14 protein-coding genes are annotated in these 12,909 nt (G+C 69.0%); 6 read left to right on the forward strand and 8 right to left on the reverse strand.

What is annotated here, in order from left to right; genetic code table 11:
- Positions 1-1,260 carry a pectin acetylesterase-family hydrolase gene (locus EOD73_RS02325; RefSeq protein ID WP_127680488.1) on the reverse strand — a complete coding sequence of 420 codons (1,260 nt, stop codon included), beginning with the start codon at positions 1,258-1,260 and terminating at the stop codon, positions 1-3.
- Between the two features lie 112 nt (positions 1,261-1,372).
- Here EOD73_RS02325 and EOD73_RS02330 point away from each other — a divergent pair, with 112 nt between their 5' ends.
- On the forward strand, positions 1,373-3,169 hold the full coding sequence (locus EOD73_RS02330; RefSeq protein WP_127680490.1) for an ABC transporter transmembrane domain-containing protein: 1,797 nt from the start codon (positions 1,373-1,375) through the stop codon (positions 3,167-3,169).
- A gap of 3 nt (positions 3,170-3,172) precedes the next feature.
- Here the strand turns inward: EOD73_RS02330 and EOD73_RS02335 are convergent, their stop codons facing one another.
- Positions 3,173-4,654, reverse strand: a complete 1,482-nt coding sequence (locus EOD73_RS02335; RefSeq protein WP_127680492.1) for a M56 family metallopeptidase — start codon at positions 4,652-4,654, stop codon at positions 3,173-3,175.
- Positions 4,647-5,018, reverse strand: coding sequence for a BlaI/MecI/CopY family transcriptional regulator (locus tag EOD73_RS02340; RefSeq protein WP_127680494.1), 372 nt, complete (start codon positions 5,016-5,018; stop codon positions 4,647-4,649). The genes EOD73_RS02335 and EOD73_RS02340 overlap by 8 nt, the downstream gene beginning before the upstream one ends.
- Positions 5,019-5,158: 140 nt before the next feature.
- Between EOD73_RS02340 and EOD73_RS02345 the strand changes: the two genes are divergently transcribed.
- The 3 genes from EOD73_RS02345 (at position 5,159) to EOD73_RS02355 (ending at position 7,324) form a co-directional block, all read left to right on the forward strand.
- Complete coding sequence (locus EOD73_RS02345) at positions 5,159-5,977, forward strand: thymidylate synthase (protein WP_127680496.1); 819 nt, start codon at positions 5,159-5,161, stop codon at positions 5,975-5,977.
- 7 nt (positions 5,978-5,984) lie between these two features.
- Positions 5,985-6,473, forward strand: a complete 489-nt coding sequence (locus EOD73_RS02350) for a dihydrofolate reductase (protein WP_127680498.1) — start codon at positions 5,985-5,987, stop codon at positions 6,471-6,473.
- Between the two features lie 89 nt (positions 6,474-6,562).
- Positions 6,563-7,324: a PEP-CTERM/exosortase system-associated acyltransferase gene (locus EOD73_RS02355; protein WP_127680500.1), complete on the forward strand. Its 762-nt coding sequence runs from the start codon at positions 6,563-6,565 to the stop codon at positions 7,322-7,324.
- Positions 7,325-7,334: 10 nt separating this feature from the next.
- Here EOD73_RS02355 and EOD73_RS02360 read toward each other — a convergent pair whose 3' ends face one another.
- From EOD73_RS02360 to EOD73_RS02380, 5 genes are all read right to left on the reverse strand, one after another.
- Positions 7,335-7,547, reverse strand: coding sequence for a putative motility protein (locus tag EOD73_RS02360; protein ID WP_127680502.1), 213 nt, complete (start codon positions 7,545-7,547; stop codon positions 7,335-7,337).
- Positions 7,548-7,647: 100 nt separating this feature from the next.
- Complete coding sequence (locus tag EOD73_RS02365; RefSeq protein WP_127680504.1) at positions 7,648-8,670, reverse strand: hypothetical protein; 1,023 nt, start codon at positions 8,668-8,670, stop codon at positions 7,648-7,650.
- A gap of 83 nt (positions 8,671-8,753) precedes the next feature.
- Positions 8,754-9,968, reverse strand: coding sequence for a 6-phosphofructokinase (locus EOD73_RS02370; RefSeq protein WP_127680506.1), 1,215 nt, complete (start codon positions 9,966-9,968; stop codon positions 8,754-8,756).
- 18 nt (positions 9,969-9,986) lie between these two features.
- Positions 9,987-10,967 carry an aldo/keto reductase gene (locus EOD73_RS02375; RefSeq protein ID WP_205702400.1) on the reverse strand — a complete coding sequence of 327 codons (981 nt, stop codon included), beginning with the start codon at positions 10,965-10,967 and terminating at the stop codon, positions 9,987-9,989.
- Entirely contained in the window at positions 10,961-11,431 is a 471-nt protein-coding gene (locus EOD73_RS02380; protein WP_127680508.1) for a hypothetical protein, read from the reverse strand. Before EOD73_RS02380 ends, EOD73_RS02375 begins: the two co-directional genes overlap by 7 nt.
- A gap of 71 nt (positions 11,432-11,502) precedes the next feature.
- On the opposite strand from EOD73_RS02380, the gene xth reads away from it, so the two are divergent.
- Together xth and EOD73_RS02390 are read left to right on the forward strand one after the other, a co-directional pair.
- Positions 11,503-12,270, forward strand: a complete 768-nt coding sequence (gene xth / locus EOD73_RS02385; RefSeq protein WP_127680510.1) for an exodeoxyribonuclease III — start codon at positions 11,503-11,505, stop codon at positions 12,268-12,270.
- 1 nt (position 12,271) lies between these two features.
- A complete protein-coding gene (locus EOD73_RS02390) occupies positions 12,272-12,841 on the forward strand; it encodes a PaaI family thioesterase (protein ID WP_127680512.1) in 570 nt (189 codons plus the stop codon).
- Positions 12,842-12,909: the final 68 nt, after the last annotated feature.

Below are 12,909 nucleotides of genomic sequence, written 5' to 3' on the forward strand. Positions count from 1 at the left end.
TCACTGGCAAGGCACCTGCACCAGGCAGCCGGGGCAGGCTTCGTTGCGCCAGTGGCTGCCGCCGCGGTGGCCCTGGCCGTTGCCGTTTTCCCAACCGCGGCGGTTGGCCAGCATGTCGCCCAGCCAGGTGGCCACGGTCGGCCCGGCCGAGCTTTCCGTGTAGACCGCGGGCGAGCGCAGCACGGTGTGGAACTGGCCAGCGGCCACGAAGTGGCGGAAGTTGCGCAGGCTGCTCGCGTCCGATTGGAGTTGGGCGCTCATCTTGTTGTGCCACTCCACCACCGGGTTGGGACAGCTGCCCGCCCCGAACTGCTGGGCCATCACGGCGTAGAAGCCGATTTGCACGCCATCGAAGCTGGTCGTGAACTGGGCGTAGCGGCCGTCGCGGTCGGCCTGCGCGGCGCGGCGCATCAGCTCGGGGCCTGGCAGGGCCGGGCTGTTGTTGCCGAAGGTGCGGCGGTCGAGCTGCGGGTTCCAGCTGTTGCGGCCGGGGTTGCCGTTGTCAAAGCCGGCGTTGGTCACGCCCTGGCTGGCGTCGGCCACCACGTACAGCTCGGCGCTGGGGAACGCGCGGGCCACCCAGGGCGAGTTGGCGGTGGCGCCGTAGCCGCCGGCGCTGGAGCCGGCAACCAGCACCTTGTTGGCGCCGCGGAAGTTCTTGCGCGCCCACTCCAGCACGACCATGAAGTTGTCAAAACCGCGGTGCTGGATCGTCACCGGCACGCCGGCGGGCAGGCCCAGGGCCGGATTGCCCACGCTGGTGTAGGTCTTGGTGGCCGAACCGATGTGGATGTCGCCCGTGCAGTACGGGATGTAGACCATGTCCCAGTCGCGCACCGGGTTGGCCGGGTTGTCGGTCTTGAACAGGCCGTCCATCGTGGCCGGGTCGGTGCCGGGCGGCACCTGGGGCACGAAGAATTGGGGCACCTCGGGCGGCAAGCCCACCAAGGGCGCGCTGCAGGTGTTGTTGTCCCAGCACGCACCGCCGCCCTCGAAGTAGATGGCGAGGTTGCGCGACTGGCCCTTGCGCGCCCAGAAGCTGAAGCGGGGGTCGGTGCCCGGGAAGCCGGAGCAGGTGGCGGCGTGCACCTGGCCGTCGAGCCCGCGCACCGGTGCCGGGCTGTCGATGCGCTCCCAGCGCAACGAGGGAGTGCCGTGGCGGTTGGCCTCCAGGTCGATGGCCTGGGCCACGCCCGCGCTGCCGACCAAGGCGACCGCACCGCACCAAGCCCACCAGACCGATGTCAATGTCTTTCGCATGTCCGTCCTCCGCTGATTAGGGTGCGGCTGTGTAGCTTGCGGGCCCGGCCAGGGTCAATGCCGCTAGCCCGCCCTCCCCCCACGGCTTGGGGGTGCGGCAACATGCGCCCCCATGGCCACCTCCGCAGCATCCGTGTCGTCCGACCGTCCCAAAGCCCAAAGCCCGCGCGCATTGCGGGGGCTCTTGCCCTTCCTGCGGCCCTACCGCGGCCGCATCGCCGTGGCGGGCGTGTTCCTGGTGCTGGCCGCCATCACCACCTTGCTGTTCCCCGCGGTGTTGGGCCGGCTCATCGATGCCGGCCTCGTGCCCAAGGACCGCAGCGAGCAGCTGATGGGCCTGCGCCACCACTTCGCGCTGCTGATGGGCGTGGGCGTGGCCATGGGCTTGCTGAGCGCCAGCCGCTACTACATGGTGACCTGGCTGGGCGAGCGCATCACGGCCGACGTGCGCAGCGCCGTGTACGCCCGCGTCATCGGGCACAGCCCCGGCTTCTTCGAGACCACCCGCACGGGCGAGGTGCTGAGCCGATTGACCACCGACACCACCCTGGTGCAAACGGTGGTGGGCTCCAGCTTGAGCATGGGCCTGCGCAACGCGCTGATGGCCGTGGGCGCGCTGGTGATGTTGATCGCCACCAACCCGGTGGTGATGGGCCAGGTGCTGGGCGTGCTGGCCCTGGTGCTGGCGCCCACGCTGATTTGGAGCCGCCGCGTGCGCAAACTGAGCCGCGACAGCCAAGACAAGGTGGCCGACGCCTCGGCCATCGCCGGCGAGGTGCTCAATGCCATCCCCGTGGTGCAAAGCTACACGCAGGAGGCGCGCGAAGCCCGACGCTTCACCGAGGCCAGCGAAGCGGCCTTCGACACCGCCAAACGCCGCGCCAAGGTGCGCGCGCTGCTCATCGCCTTCGTCATCGTGGCCAACTTCGCCGCCATGCTCTGGGGCCTGTACCAAGGCACGCAGGCGGTGCTGGCGGGTCGCATCAGCGCAGGGCACCTCGCACAAACCGTGGTGTACGTGGTGCTGCTGCTGGGCAGCGTGGCCGTGCTGGCCGAGGTCTGGGGCGACCTGCTGCGCGCCGCCGGCGCCACCGAGCGCTTGGTGGAGCTGTTGGAAAGCCGCTCCCCCGTGACCGAGACCGCCACGCCACGCGCCTTGCCGCCGGCGGGCTCGGGCGCCACCTTGACGGTGCGCGGGCTGAACTTCCGCTACCCCTCGCGCCCCAACACCTTGGCCCTGGCCGACTTCGACCTCGACCTGGCCCCGGGCGAAACCGTGGCCCTGGTGGGCAGCAGTGGCGCAGGCAAGACCACGGTCTTCCAGCTGCTGCAGCGCTTCTACGAGGCGGAGTCGGGCCGGATCGAGCTCGACGGCCTGCCCATCGGCGAACTGAGCCTGAACGCGCTGCGCGGCCGCATCGGCTTCGTGCCGCAGGAGAGCACGCTGTTCAGCACCAACGCCCTGGAAAACATCCGCTACGGCCGCCCCGACGCCAGCGAGGCCGAGGTCATCGCCGCGGCCAAGGCGGCGCACGCGCACGACTTCATCACCGCGCTGCCCGAGGGCTACGCCACCTTCTTGGGCGAGCGCGGCGTGCGCCTCTCCGGCGGCCAGCGCCAGCGCATTGCCATCGCCCGCGCCATGCTGAAGAACCCGCCGCTGCTGCTGCTCGACGAGGCCACCAGCGCGCTGGACGCCGAAAGCGAGCGCCTGGTGCAACAGGCCTTGGACGCCGCGATGCGCGGCCGCAGCACCTTGGTGATCGCCCACCGCCTGGCCACCGTCCAGCACGCCGACCGCATCGTCGTGCTGGAACACGGCCGCGTGGTGGAGGTCGGCACGCACGCCGAGCTGGTGGCCCGAGGCGGGGCTTACGCGCAGCTGGCGGCGCTGCAGTTCACGGTGTGAGGCTCAGGGCTTGAAGTGCAGCGCGGGCGCTTGCCCGGCCTCGATCTCGCGCTTCAACTCGGCCAGGGCGCCGGTGGTGTCGTGCAGGCGGGTCTGCACGAAGCGGGGCAGCACCTCGATGCGCAGCATCTCGCCGCCCTCCTCGCCCCGTTCGATCATGGCCATCGTGCCGTCCTTCGTCACGATGCGCGGCTTGGCCAAGAGCGCACCGGTCTTCGCGTCCAACATCACGAACTCCAGCAGGATCAGGTCTTGGCCCTTCACGGCATCGCCGGTGTAGGGCCGTCCGCTGGCCAGCAGGCGAACGCCCGCGCCATCCTCGGCCGTGAAGGGGTAAGGACGCACCTCGTTGAAGGTCTGCAACAGCAGCATCGGCGGTAGGCGCTGACCGTTGACCGTCACCGCCACGTCCATGCGCAGCTTGCTGTACCCGACGGCTTCGGGTGCTGCGCTGTGTTTTTCAGCCATAGGTACTTCAGGTGCTGCAGGTGGCGCGGCATGGACCACGGCCGGCGGCGCAGCAGGCACGGCATGCACCGCGGGAACGGCGGCAGGGCTCGGTGCCACGGGCGCGACCTTGGCGGCTTCCGCCATCGGCAGGGGGGGCACGGGCGGGGCCGGCTGGGGTTGCACGGCCAGGGCCACACCAGCCACAGAGGCCAGCAGCAAGGCGACCCAGCCTGGGCGGCGCGGGCGGTGAAGGTGGGCGGGCAGCATGGCGATCCTCTCAATCAAAGGGTGGGTGGCACAGGGCGACACGCTCAGCGGCGCGGGCCCCAGGTTCTGGGCGCGCAACAAGGCGGCGCGGTAGGTCGGCAGGGCCTGTGGGCGGCGGCGCAGCACCACGGCGTCGGCGGCCAGTTCCATGTCCTGACGCCAGCGGCGCATCGCCCACCAGGCCAACGGGTTGAACCACTGCAGCACCAGCAGCCCCAGCGCCAAGACGGTCCAGCGGGTATCGCCCCGCTCGGCGTGCACGCGCTCGTGCAGCAGCACCAGGCGCCGTTCGGCTGGCGCAAATCGGGCGCGGAAATCGGCGGGCAGGCGTACGCGCGGCCGCCAGGCGCCTTGCAGTGCAGCGCTGGCGCCGGCCGGCAAGGGGCGCTGCACGAAGCGGCGGTGTTGCACCGTCAGGACCAAGCACAGGGTCATGGCCCCCACGGCCCAGGTTCCGAGCAGCAGGGCCTGAACGCGGGGCGATTGGGGGCCCTCCGCTTTCGGGCTGCCGCGCTGCGCCGCGGTGGGCAAGCCCAGCGGGGCCGACCACGCCGCCTCGGGCAGCTCCACCTGCCACACCACGGGGGCCTGCGGCAGCGCGCGGGCCAAGCCGACGGCCAGCAGCAGCACGGGCACCAGGAACCACAGGGCGTAGCGGGCTTCGGCGCCGGCCCACCGGCCCAATGCCGGGCGCAGCAAGGCCACGGCGGTCACGCCCCCGCTCGTCAGAGCGGTGAGACCCCAAAACCAAGTCAGCGGCTCAGTCATCGCCCTGCTCCTTCAAGATCTTGGCCAGGGCGGCGCGGTCTTCGGCGGTCAGCTTGCGCTGGCTCGAAAACTGCGCCACCAGCGGCGCCAACTGCCCGCCAAACAGGCGGTCCAGCAGGCTGCCCGATTGCTGCGCCACCCAGTCGGCGCGCTGCAACACCGGCCGGTACAAAAAGCGCCGGCCGTCTTTGTCGGCCGCCACGGCCTGTTTGGCCATCAGGCGGCCCAGCAAGGTTTTGATGGTGCTGAGCTGCCAATCGGGGGCGTCGGGCAAGCCAGCCAGGCGCGCCGCCACCTCGTCGGCCGACAGGGGCTGCTCGCGCCAAAGGATCTCCATCACCTGGGCTTCCGCGTCGCTGATCATGTTTCGACTACAACCGTAAACAGATGACCATTTACGCATGTAGTCGAAAGCACGGGCACCCAGGGAAACCCGAGCAGGATGCCACTCGACCAAGGCGCGCTGCACGCCCTGGTCCCTACACTTCCGGCCTGCTTTCGCCCTTGACGCCCATGACTCGCCCCACTCGCAGCACCTTCGAAGACTTCATGCGCCACGTGCACACCACTGGCGTGCACAAGGGCGACCGCACCGGCACCGGCACCCGCTCGGTGTTCGGCTACCAAATGCGCTTCCCGCTGGACGAGGGCTTTCCGCTGGTCACCACCAAGAAGGTGCACTGGAAGAGCATCGTGCTGGAACTGCTGTGGTTCTTGCGCGGCGACAGCAACGTCAAGTGGCTGCAAGAGCGCGGCTGCACCATCTGGGACGAGTGGGCACGCGAAGACGGCGAGTTGGGCCCCGTGTACGGCGTGCAGTGGCGCAGCTGGCCCACGCCGGGCGGCGGCCACATCGACCAGATCAGCGACCTGATCCACCAGATCAAGACCAACCCCGACAGCCGCCGTCTGATCGTCAGCGCCTGGAACGTCGCCGAGTTGCCGCAGATGGCCCTGATGCCCTGCCACGCGCTGTTCCAGTTCTACGTGGCCGACGGCAAGCTCAGCTGCCAGCTTTACCAGCGCAGTGCCGACATCTTCTTGGGCGTGCCCTTCAACATCGCCAGCTACGCGCTGCTGACCCACATGCTGGCCCAGCAGTGCGACCTGGCGGTGGGCGACTTCATCTGGACCGGCGGCGACTGCCACCTCTACAGCAACCACACCGAGCAGGTCGAGACCCAGCTGGCCCGCACGCCCTACCCCTTCCCCACGCTGCGCATCAAGCGCCGCCCCGCCAGCCTGTTCGACTACGAGCTCGACGACTTCGAGTTGGTGGACTACCAGCACCACCCCTTGATCAAGGCGCCGGTGGCGGTGTGAGCGCGGCATGACCGAACTGCGCCTCATTGCCGCCATGGGACGACAGCGCGAGGTGGGCGCGGGCAACGCGCTTCTGTGGCACCTGCCCGAGGACCTGGCCCACTTCAAGGCGAGCACCCTGGGCCAGCCGGTGCTGATGGGCCGCAAGACCTGGGACAGCCTGCCCGAGCGCTTCCGCCCCCTGCCCGGCCGCCGCAACCTCGTGATGACGCGCGGCGAGGCGGTGCCCGGGGCCGAGACCGTTCGCAGCCTCGACGAGGCGCTGGCGGCCTGCACCCAAGAGCCCGTGCTGTGGGTGATCGGCGGCGCCCAGCTCTGGGCCATGGCCCTGCCCCGCGCGCACGCTTTGTTGTTGACGGAGGTCGACGCCGCCTACCCCGAGGCCGACACCTTCTTTCCCGACCTGCCCGCCAGCTGGCACACCGAGGGACCCACGGACTGGACGACCAGCCGAAACGGCCTGCGCTACCGCATCCGCACCTGGCACACCGGCTGAACCCGCGCCGGCCACCACTCGTCTTCCCCCGGTAGCCGCGCGGCAGTGTGGCGGTGCACACTGCGGCACCCCGTCACCAGGAGCGCGCCATGTCCGACGCCCCCGCCGACCTGGGGGCCGGCTTCAGCCAGTACTTCGACCTGGTGCCGGCCCTCGACGACGCGACCCGCCGCGAAGTCTTCCGCATCCGGCACGAGGTCTACTGCCGCGACCTGGGCTGGGAGCCCCTGCGCGACGACTGCCTGGAGCAAGACGTGTTCGACTTCCAGTCGATCCACTGCCTGCTGCGGCGCCGCGAAACCCACGAGCCCGTGGGCTGCACCCGCCTGATCTTGCGCCGCCCGGGCCGCGATTCCGACCCCTTGCCCTTCGAGAAGCACTGCGGCAACGCCCTGCACCGGCACCTGGTGGACCCCGCGCGCCTGCCCCCGGAGCAACAAGCCGAGGTGTCCCGCCTGGCCGTGATGCGCAACTACCGGCAGCGCAAGGGCGAGCAAGACAGCGCCGTGGCCTTGTCCGACGACGACTTCGCCAGCCGCGGCCCGCAGTCGCGATTCCCCTACATCCCAGTGGGCCTCTACCTGGGCGTGGCTTCCATCGCCCAGCGCCTGGGCCGCGAGTACGTGTTCGTGCTGACCGAGCCGCGCTTGGCCCGTCACTTTTCGCGCATCGGCTTTGCCATCGAAACCGTGGGCGACGCGATCGACCACCGCGGCCTGCGGGCGCCGTCTTTGCTGCGCGCCAGCCAGTTCATGGCCCACCTGCGCAGCTCCATCCGACCGCTGTACGAGGTGGTCGACCACAGCGTGGCCGCGGCATTTGCCGCCCACCCCGAGGCCATCCCCTGCTGAGCCGCCAGGCTCAGGCGTACACGTTCAACTGCGTGCCGAGTTGGCCCGAGGTGGCGAGCGCGGGGGCTTGCGGCAGGGACTGGATCAACTGCATGGCCCCGGCGGCCTGCAGGTCCATGGACTTGCGCAAGACCATCAAGGCCGCCGCCCCCTGCACGGTGCCCGCGGGCGCCGAGGAGGCGTTGTTGACCGTGCTGGGGCTGACGGTGGTGAGGGCGGACATGGGGGACCTTTTCGGCGCTTGACGAGCTGATATCGACCGCCTCAATGACACCTTGAGGACATTTTCACTGGCTTGCTACGGCTCCCGACTCCCGCACATTTCACCGCCCACCAGGCGTGGCGTACAGCGTCTTGCCACTCTGCCCGTCTTGGACGGACAGGAGTTCAGCCCCGCCTTGTTCATTCGTGCGGATAGTCCAGACCATCGTGATGCGCGGATCGACCTTCAAGACCGGCGCAGCCAAGACCTTGTCGTCCACGCGCACGGTGCTACGCCAGGTGCGGCCGTCCACAGCTTCGGTTGTCACATCGGCAACAGTAGCAAAGGGTTCGTCCACCAACCCCTCTGACTCCGTCATCCAGCGGCCCGACTTTGCCGTTTGCTCTAGTTGAAGCACCGGCAGTGGCATGTAGATGTACCGCTTGCTGGGCTTGGTGTTCTCTTCACGCGGAAGAGGAAGCCCCACCTTCACGGCTTGAACGTAGAACTGAGCTGCAGGCTTAGCGGCCACCATCAGGGAGAGCAAGGTCTCGCCCTGTAGGGGCAAACGCACCATCTTCGGCGCAGGCATTCCATCCGGTACGTACGTCGGCCGCGGACGCGGCGACACGCGCTCGGCCTCTGCAATCGCAGCAGCAATCTCGCCATCCGATTGCCCGCCAAGCGCAACGCGCACATCCTCTGTCATCGCAGTACGGTCCATGTCGTATAGCTGTATGGCCCCCTGTCCAACTCGTGTCAGCTGGGTGCCAAACCACTGCGAACGTCCGTGCGCCATGCGCAGACGATCCCAGGCCGTGGCCCTCAACCGCAGCAGAGCTCGGCTGTTGGGGAAGTGACGAAGCCCCGCTTCCACCAAGCCATAGGCTTGAACGATTGAAGCTGACGTTGGCCCGTGAAGCATGACCGTTGCGGCTCTCGCATAGTCGAGTTCGGTCTGAAGCTTGCCCGCATCGCGGAGTAGTAGAACCTGCCGAGCCCTCGCTTGATCTCGCTTGGCGACTGTCGCCCAATCGACTGTGGGGGCGTTGTCCGCTTGAACGACCCGATCGGCTTGATCGGCAGCATGGATCCGCCGCAACTCGACCGAATCGCTGGCCAAGGCTGAGACGTTACAAAACAACGCCAGGCCAGCCCAACCACACGCAGTCGCAAGAAAGCACTTGGTGCGAGCTCTCTCTTGGTGGGGCAAGTGGGGTAACTCATTCATCGGTTCAACACCTTGGGGACCGCGTTCGGTCGCAGGCGGAAGGCATCCGGCATGCCCGAGCCCAGCAAGGGCCGCAGGTACAGCCGGAAGGCGTCGGTCACGTCGGTGCCGCTGGCGCTGATGAACTCGTCTTCCATGGTGCGCGTCTTGCCGGCGACGGCCTCCAGGGGAAGGAGCTCGTAGTCGGCCGAGTAGAAGCCCGTGCGCTTGATGGCCACGGAGCCGTCGCGGTCGCCCCACATGGCGAACTGCACCGCCTTCTCGCCCACCTCGCGGGCCTCGCGCTGGTCGACGTCGCTGACGCAGCCCACGAAGCTGCGCTGCAGATAGCCGAAGGTGTCGCCGCGCACGCGCTTGATCTTGAGTTTGGCCTTGATCTCTTCGCACAGCAGGTCGGCCAGCGCGCCGGTGCCGCTGAGCTGCACGTTGCCGTGGGCGTCGCGCTCCAAGTCTTTGGCCAGATTTACGAGCATGGGGGTGCCGCTGGCGTCGTGGATGCCCTCGCTCACCGCGACCACACAGCGGCCATGAAGCTCCATGGTGGCCTTGACGTCCAGCAGGAAGCGGTCGATGTCGAACACCCGCTCGGGCAGGTAGATCAGGTGTGGGCCGTCGTCGGGGAACTTCTTGCCCAGGGCACTGGCGGCGGTCAGAAAGCCAGCGTGCCGGCCCATCACCACGCCCACGTACACCCCCGGCAAGGCGGCGTTGTCGAGGTTGGCACCGGCAAAGGCCTGGGCCACGAAGCGAGCCGCGCTGGGAAAGCCCGGCGTGTGGTCGTTCAGCACCAGGTCGTTGTCGATGGTTTTGGGGATGTGGATGCAGCGCAGCGGGTAGCCGGCGGCGCGGGCCTCTTCGGCCACGATGCGCACGGTGTCCGACGAGTCGTTGCCGCCGATGTTGAAGAAGTGCTCGATCTGGTGGGCGCGCAGCACCTTGAACATCTCGCGGCAGTAGGCCAGGTCGGGCTTGTCGCGGGTGCTGCCCAGCGCGGCCGCGGGCGTGCCCGCCACCAACTCGATGTTGTGGCTGGTCTCTTGCGTCAGGTCGACAAAGTCTTCGTTGACGATGCCGCGCACCCCGTGCCGCGCGCCGTAGACGCGCTGGATGCCATGGTGGCGACGGGCTTCGAGCACCACGCCGGCCAGGCTTTGGTTGATGACGGCGGTGGGGCCGCCCCCTTGGGCGACGAGGATCTTGCCGGAGGACATCGGGGCTCCTTCAGGGACTCAGGGCAGTTCGCGGCCGCGGGCCGCTTCGTACAGGGCGTACCAGTCCTCGCGCCCCATCTCCCAGGCCGTGGCCTGGGCGCAGGCGCGGATGCGGGCAGGGTCGGCCGTGCCGATGACCGGTTGAATCTGGGCCGGATGGCGCATCAGCCAGGCCAACAACACGGCCTCGGGCGCCAGCCCTTGGCGCTGAGCGATGCGGCCAACCAATGCCGCCGTTTTTGCTTGCGCCGGCGAGGCATCGGCCGGCAGGCGGCCGCTCAAGCGGCCCTGCGCCAAGGCCCCCCAGGCCTGCAGTTGCACGCCATGGGCCAGGCAATGCTCCAGGGTGCCCGGCCAGGCCGCCGCCCGGGGCGATGCCATGGCCTGCGGGTCGTTGAAGGTGGTGCCCGCCTCCAGCCAATCGTGCTGGGCCAAGCTCATTTCCAGTTGGTTCACCACCAGCGGCAGGCTGAGGTGCCGGCCCAGCCACTGCAGCTGGGCGGCGTGCATGTTGGACGTGCCGAAAAAGCGCACCTTGCCCGCGCGGTGCAGGCGCGCAAAAGCCTCGGCCACCTCGGCCGGCTGCATCAAGGGATCCGGGCGGTGCAGCAGCAGCAGGTCCAGGCGATCGGTGTGCAGGCGCTGCAAGCTGGCCTCGACGCTGCGCTCGATGTGCGCGGCCGAGAGTTCGTAGCGCTTGGGCCCGGCGGCGTCGGCAAAGCGGATGCCGCACTTGCTTTGCAGCAGCACCTGCTCGCGCAAGGAAGGTCGGCGTTGGAACAGCGCGCCGAAGGCCTGCTCGGCCTTGCCCAAGGTGTAGATGTCGGCGTGGTCCAGCACCGCGATGCCAGCGCCCAGGGCCGCGTCCAACGCCGCCTCGGCGCGCGCGACGTCGCCCTCCACCAGCGCATCGCCATTCCAGGCGCCGCCGAACCCCATGCAACCGAGCACCAGCCGGCTGGCGCTCGGCAGGTGGGCCTGCAGCGGAAAGCTCAGCACGACTGCCCGGTGGCGATGCCGCGCAGGTAGGCACGGCGGGCCTCGCCCGCTTGGATCGCGGCTTCCACCTGGCGGCTGTAGCGCTCGGCCCCGCTCAGCTTGCGAATCCAGCCACGGAACGGCACGGCGCCCTCGGCCGCGCGCTGCAGCGCCTTGCCGGCTTCGGCCTGCCCCCGGTCGCCCAGGCTGGGCTTGTCGCCCTTGGGCGCGTCGAGGTCGGGGCCCAGCACGGCGTCCAATTCGGCCACGGCCGCGGCCAGGGCCGGGCAACTGCGGTCGCCAGGCATTGCGTACGGGGCCTTTTGCGTGGCTTGAAGCAACTCCGGGATGGGCGCGTTGACGAGGTTCAAGTCGCGCAATGGCGTGGTGGCGGCTTGACCGACTTGCTGGCCCGTGCTGCTGCAACCGGCCAAGGCCAGGGCGAGGGCCGCGACGGCCAGGTGGGAGGCGGGGGTGTGCGTCATGGGCGCAGGATAGCCGTGGCTCGGTACGATCGGCCGCTGTTTTCCCACCCCTGGCCCCCCAGTTTTTCCCTGTGAAACTCGCCACCTGGAACGTCAACTCCCTGGCCGTGCGCCTCCCCCAAGTCCTCGATTGGCTGCAGGCGAATCCCGTCGACGCCTTGGTGCTGCAAGAGACCAAGCTGACCGACGACAAGTTCCCCCTGTCGGAGATCGAGGCGGCGGGCTACACCGTCAGCTTCTTCGGCCAAAAGACCTACAACGGGGTGGCCTTGCTCAGCCGACCAGCGCACGACGACGTCGTGATGAACCTCCCCGGCTTCCCCGACGAGCAGGCCCGCGTCATCACCGGCACCGTCGAAGGCATCCGCGTCATCGGGGGCTACTTTCCCAACGGGCAGGCGCCCGACAGCGACAAGTTCGTCTACAAGATGGCGTGGCTGGACGCGCTGCGCGGCTTCGTGCAGGCCGAGTTGCTGCAGCACCCACGCTTGGTGCTGATGGGCGACTTCAACATCGCGCCCGAAGACCGCGACGTCTACGACCCCATCGGCTGGGCGGGCCAAATCCACTGCACCGAGGCCGAGCGCGCCCAGTTCCGCGCCCTGCTGGACCTGGGCCTGACCGACGCCTTCCGCCTGTTCGAACAAGCCCCCAAGAGCTGGAGCTGGTGGGACTACCGCAACCTCGCCTTCCGCAAAAACCAGGGCCTGCGCATCGACCACATCCTGGTGAGCGAGGCCCTGCGGCCGCAGGTGCGGGCCTGCGACATCGACAAATTGCCCCGCAAGAACGAGCGGCCGAGCGACCACGCCCCGGTGGTCCTCACCCTGGAGACCTGACATGAGCACCCCCAGCACCGAGAACTTGGCCGACCCCCTCCACCAGTGGTTGGCCGACGAGGAGGCCGTTCGGCAGCGCCAACGTGCCAACGCGCAACCCACGATGGGTGGCATCGCCACGCCGGACCAGTTGGCCGGTCTGAGCGGCCTGGAAACACTGCAAGCCATGGTGGCCGGCAAGCTCCCTGCCCCGCCCATGGCGCACACGATGGACTACCTGCTGGTGGAGGTGGGGCCTGGCCACGCGGTGTTCCAGGGCGAGCCGCTGCACCACCACTACAACCCCATGGGCACGGTGCACGGCGGGTGGTTCGCCACCCTGCTCGACTCGGCCCTGGGTTGTGCCGTGCACACGACGATGCAGCCCGGCGAGGGCTACACAACCTTGGAGGTCAAATTCAACCTGGTCAAGGCGCTGAAGGCCGAGAAGCCCCTGCGCGTGCGGGCCATCGGCCGGGTGCGCCACCGCGGCCGTCAAACGGCCACGGCCGAGGCCGACTTGGTCGGTCCCGACGGCACGCTGTACGCCCACGCCAGCACCACCTGCTTGGTGATGGCGCCCCGGGCCTGACCCCCTCCCTAGAATCACGCCCGTGACGAGCGGCCCCTTCGGGCCGTCGTTTTTTCTCCGCGCCGCGC

It is taken from the genome of Inhella crocodyli (genome assembly GCF_004004565.1).
In the GTDB taxonomy this organism is placed as follows: Bacteria; Pseudomonadota; Gammaproteobacteria; order Burkholderiales; family Burkholderiaceae_C; genus Inhella; species Inhella crocodyli.

Excerpts from the sequence above, each read along its gene's own strand:
- EOD73_RS02325 (WP_127680488.1), bottom strand. The coding sequence starts at position 1,260 with ATGCGAAAGACATTGACATCGGTCTGGTGGGCTTGGTGCGGTGCGGTC.
- EOD73_RS02330 (WP_127680490.1), top strand. The coding sequence starts at position 1,373 with ATGGCCACCTCCGCAGCATCCGTGTCGTCCGACCGTCCCAAAGCCCAA.
- EOD73_RS02335 (WP_127680492.1), bottom strand. The coding sequence starts at position 4,654 with ATGACTGAGCCGCTGACTTGGTTTTGGGGTCTCACCGCTCTGACGAGC.
- EOD73_RS02340 (WP_127680494.1), bottom strand. The coding sequence starts at position 5,018 with ATGATCAGCGACGCGGAAGCCCAGGTGATGGAGATCCTTTGGCGCGAG.
- EOD73_RS02350 (WP_127680498.1), top strand. The coding sequence starts at position 5,985 with ATGACCGAACTGCGCCTCATTGCCGCCATGGGACGACAGCGCGAGGTG.
- EOD73_RS02355 (WP_127680500.1), top strand. The coding sequence starts at position 6,563 with ATGTCCGACGCCCCCGCCGACCTGGGGGCCGGCTTCAGCCAGTACTTC.
- EOD73_RS02360 (WP_127680502.1), bottom strand. The coding sequence starts at position 7,547 with ATGTCCGCCCTCACCACCGTCAGCCCCAGCACGGTCAACAACGCCTCC.
- EOD73_RS02370 (WP_127680506.1), bottom strand. The coding sequence starts at position 9,968 with ATGTCCTCCGGCAAGATCCTCGTCGCCCAAGGGGGCGGCCCCACCGCC.
- EOD73_RS02380 (WP_127680508.1), bottom strand. The coding sequence starts at position 11,431 with ATGACGCACACCCCCGCCTCCCACCTGGCCGTCGCGGCCCTCGCCCTG.
- EOD73_RS02390 (WP_127680512.1), top strand. The coding sequence starts at position 12,272 with ATGAGCACCCCCAGCACCGAGAACTTGGCCGACCCCCTCCACCAGTGG.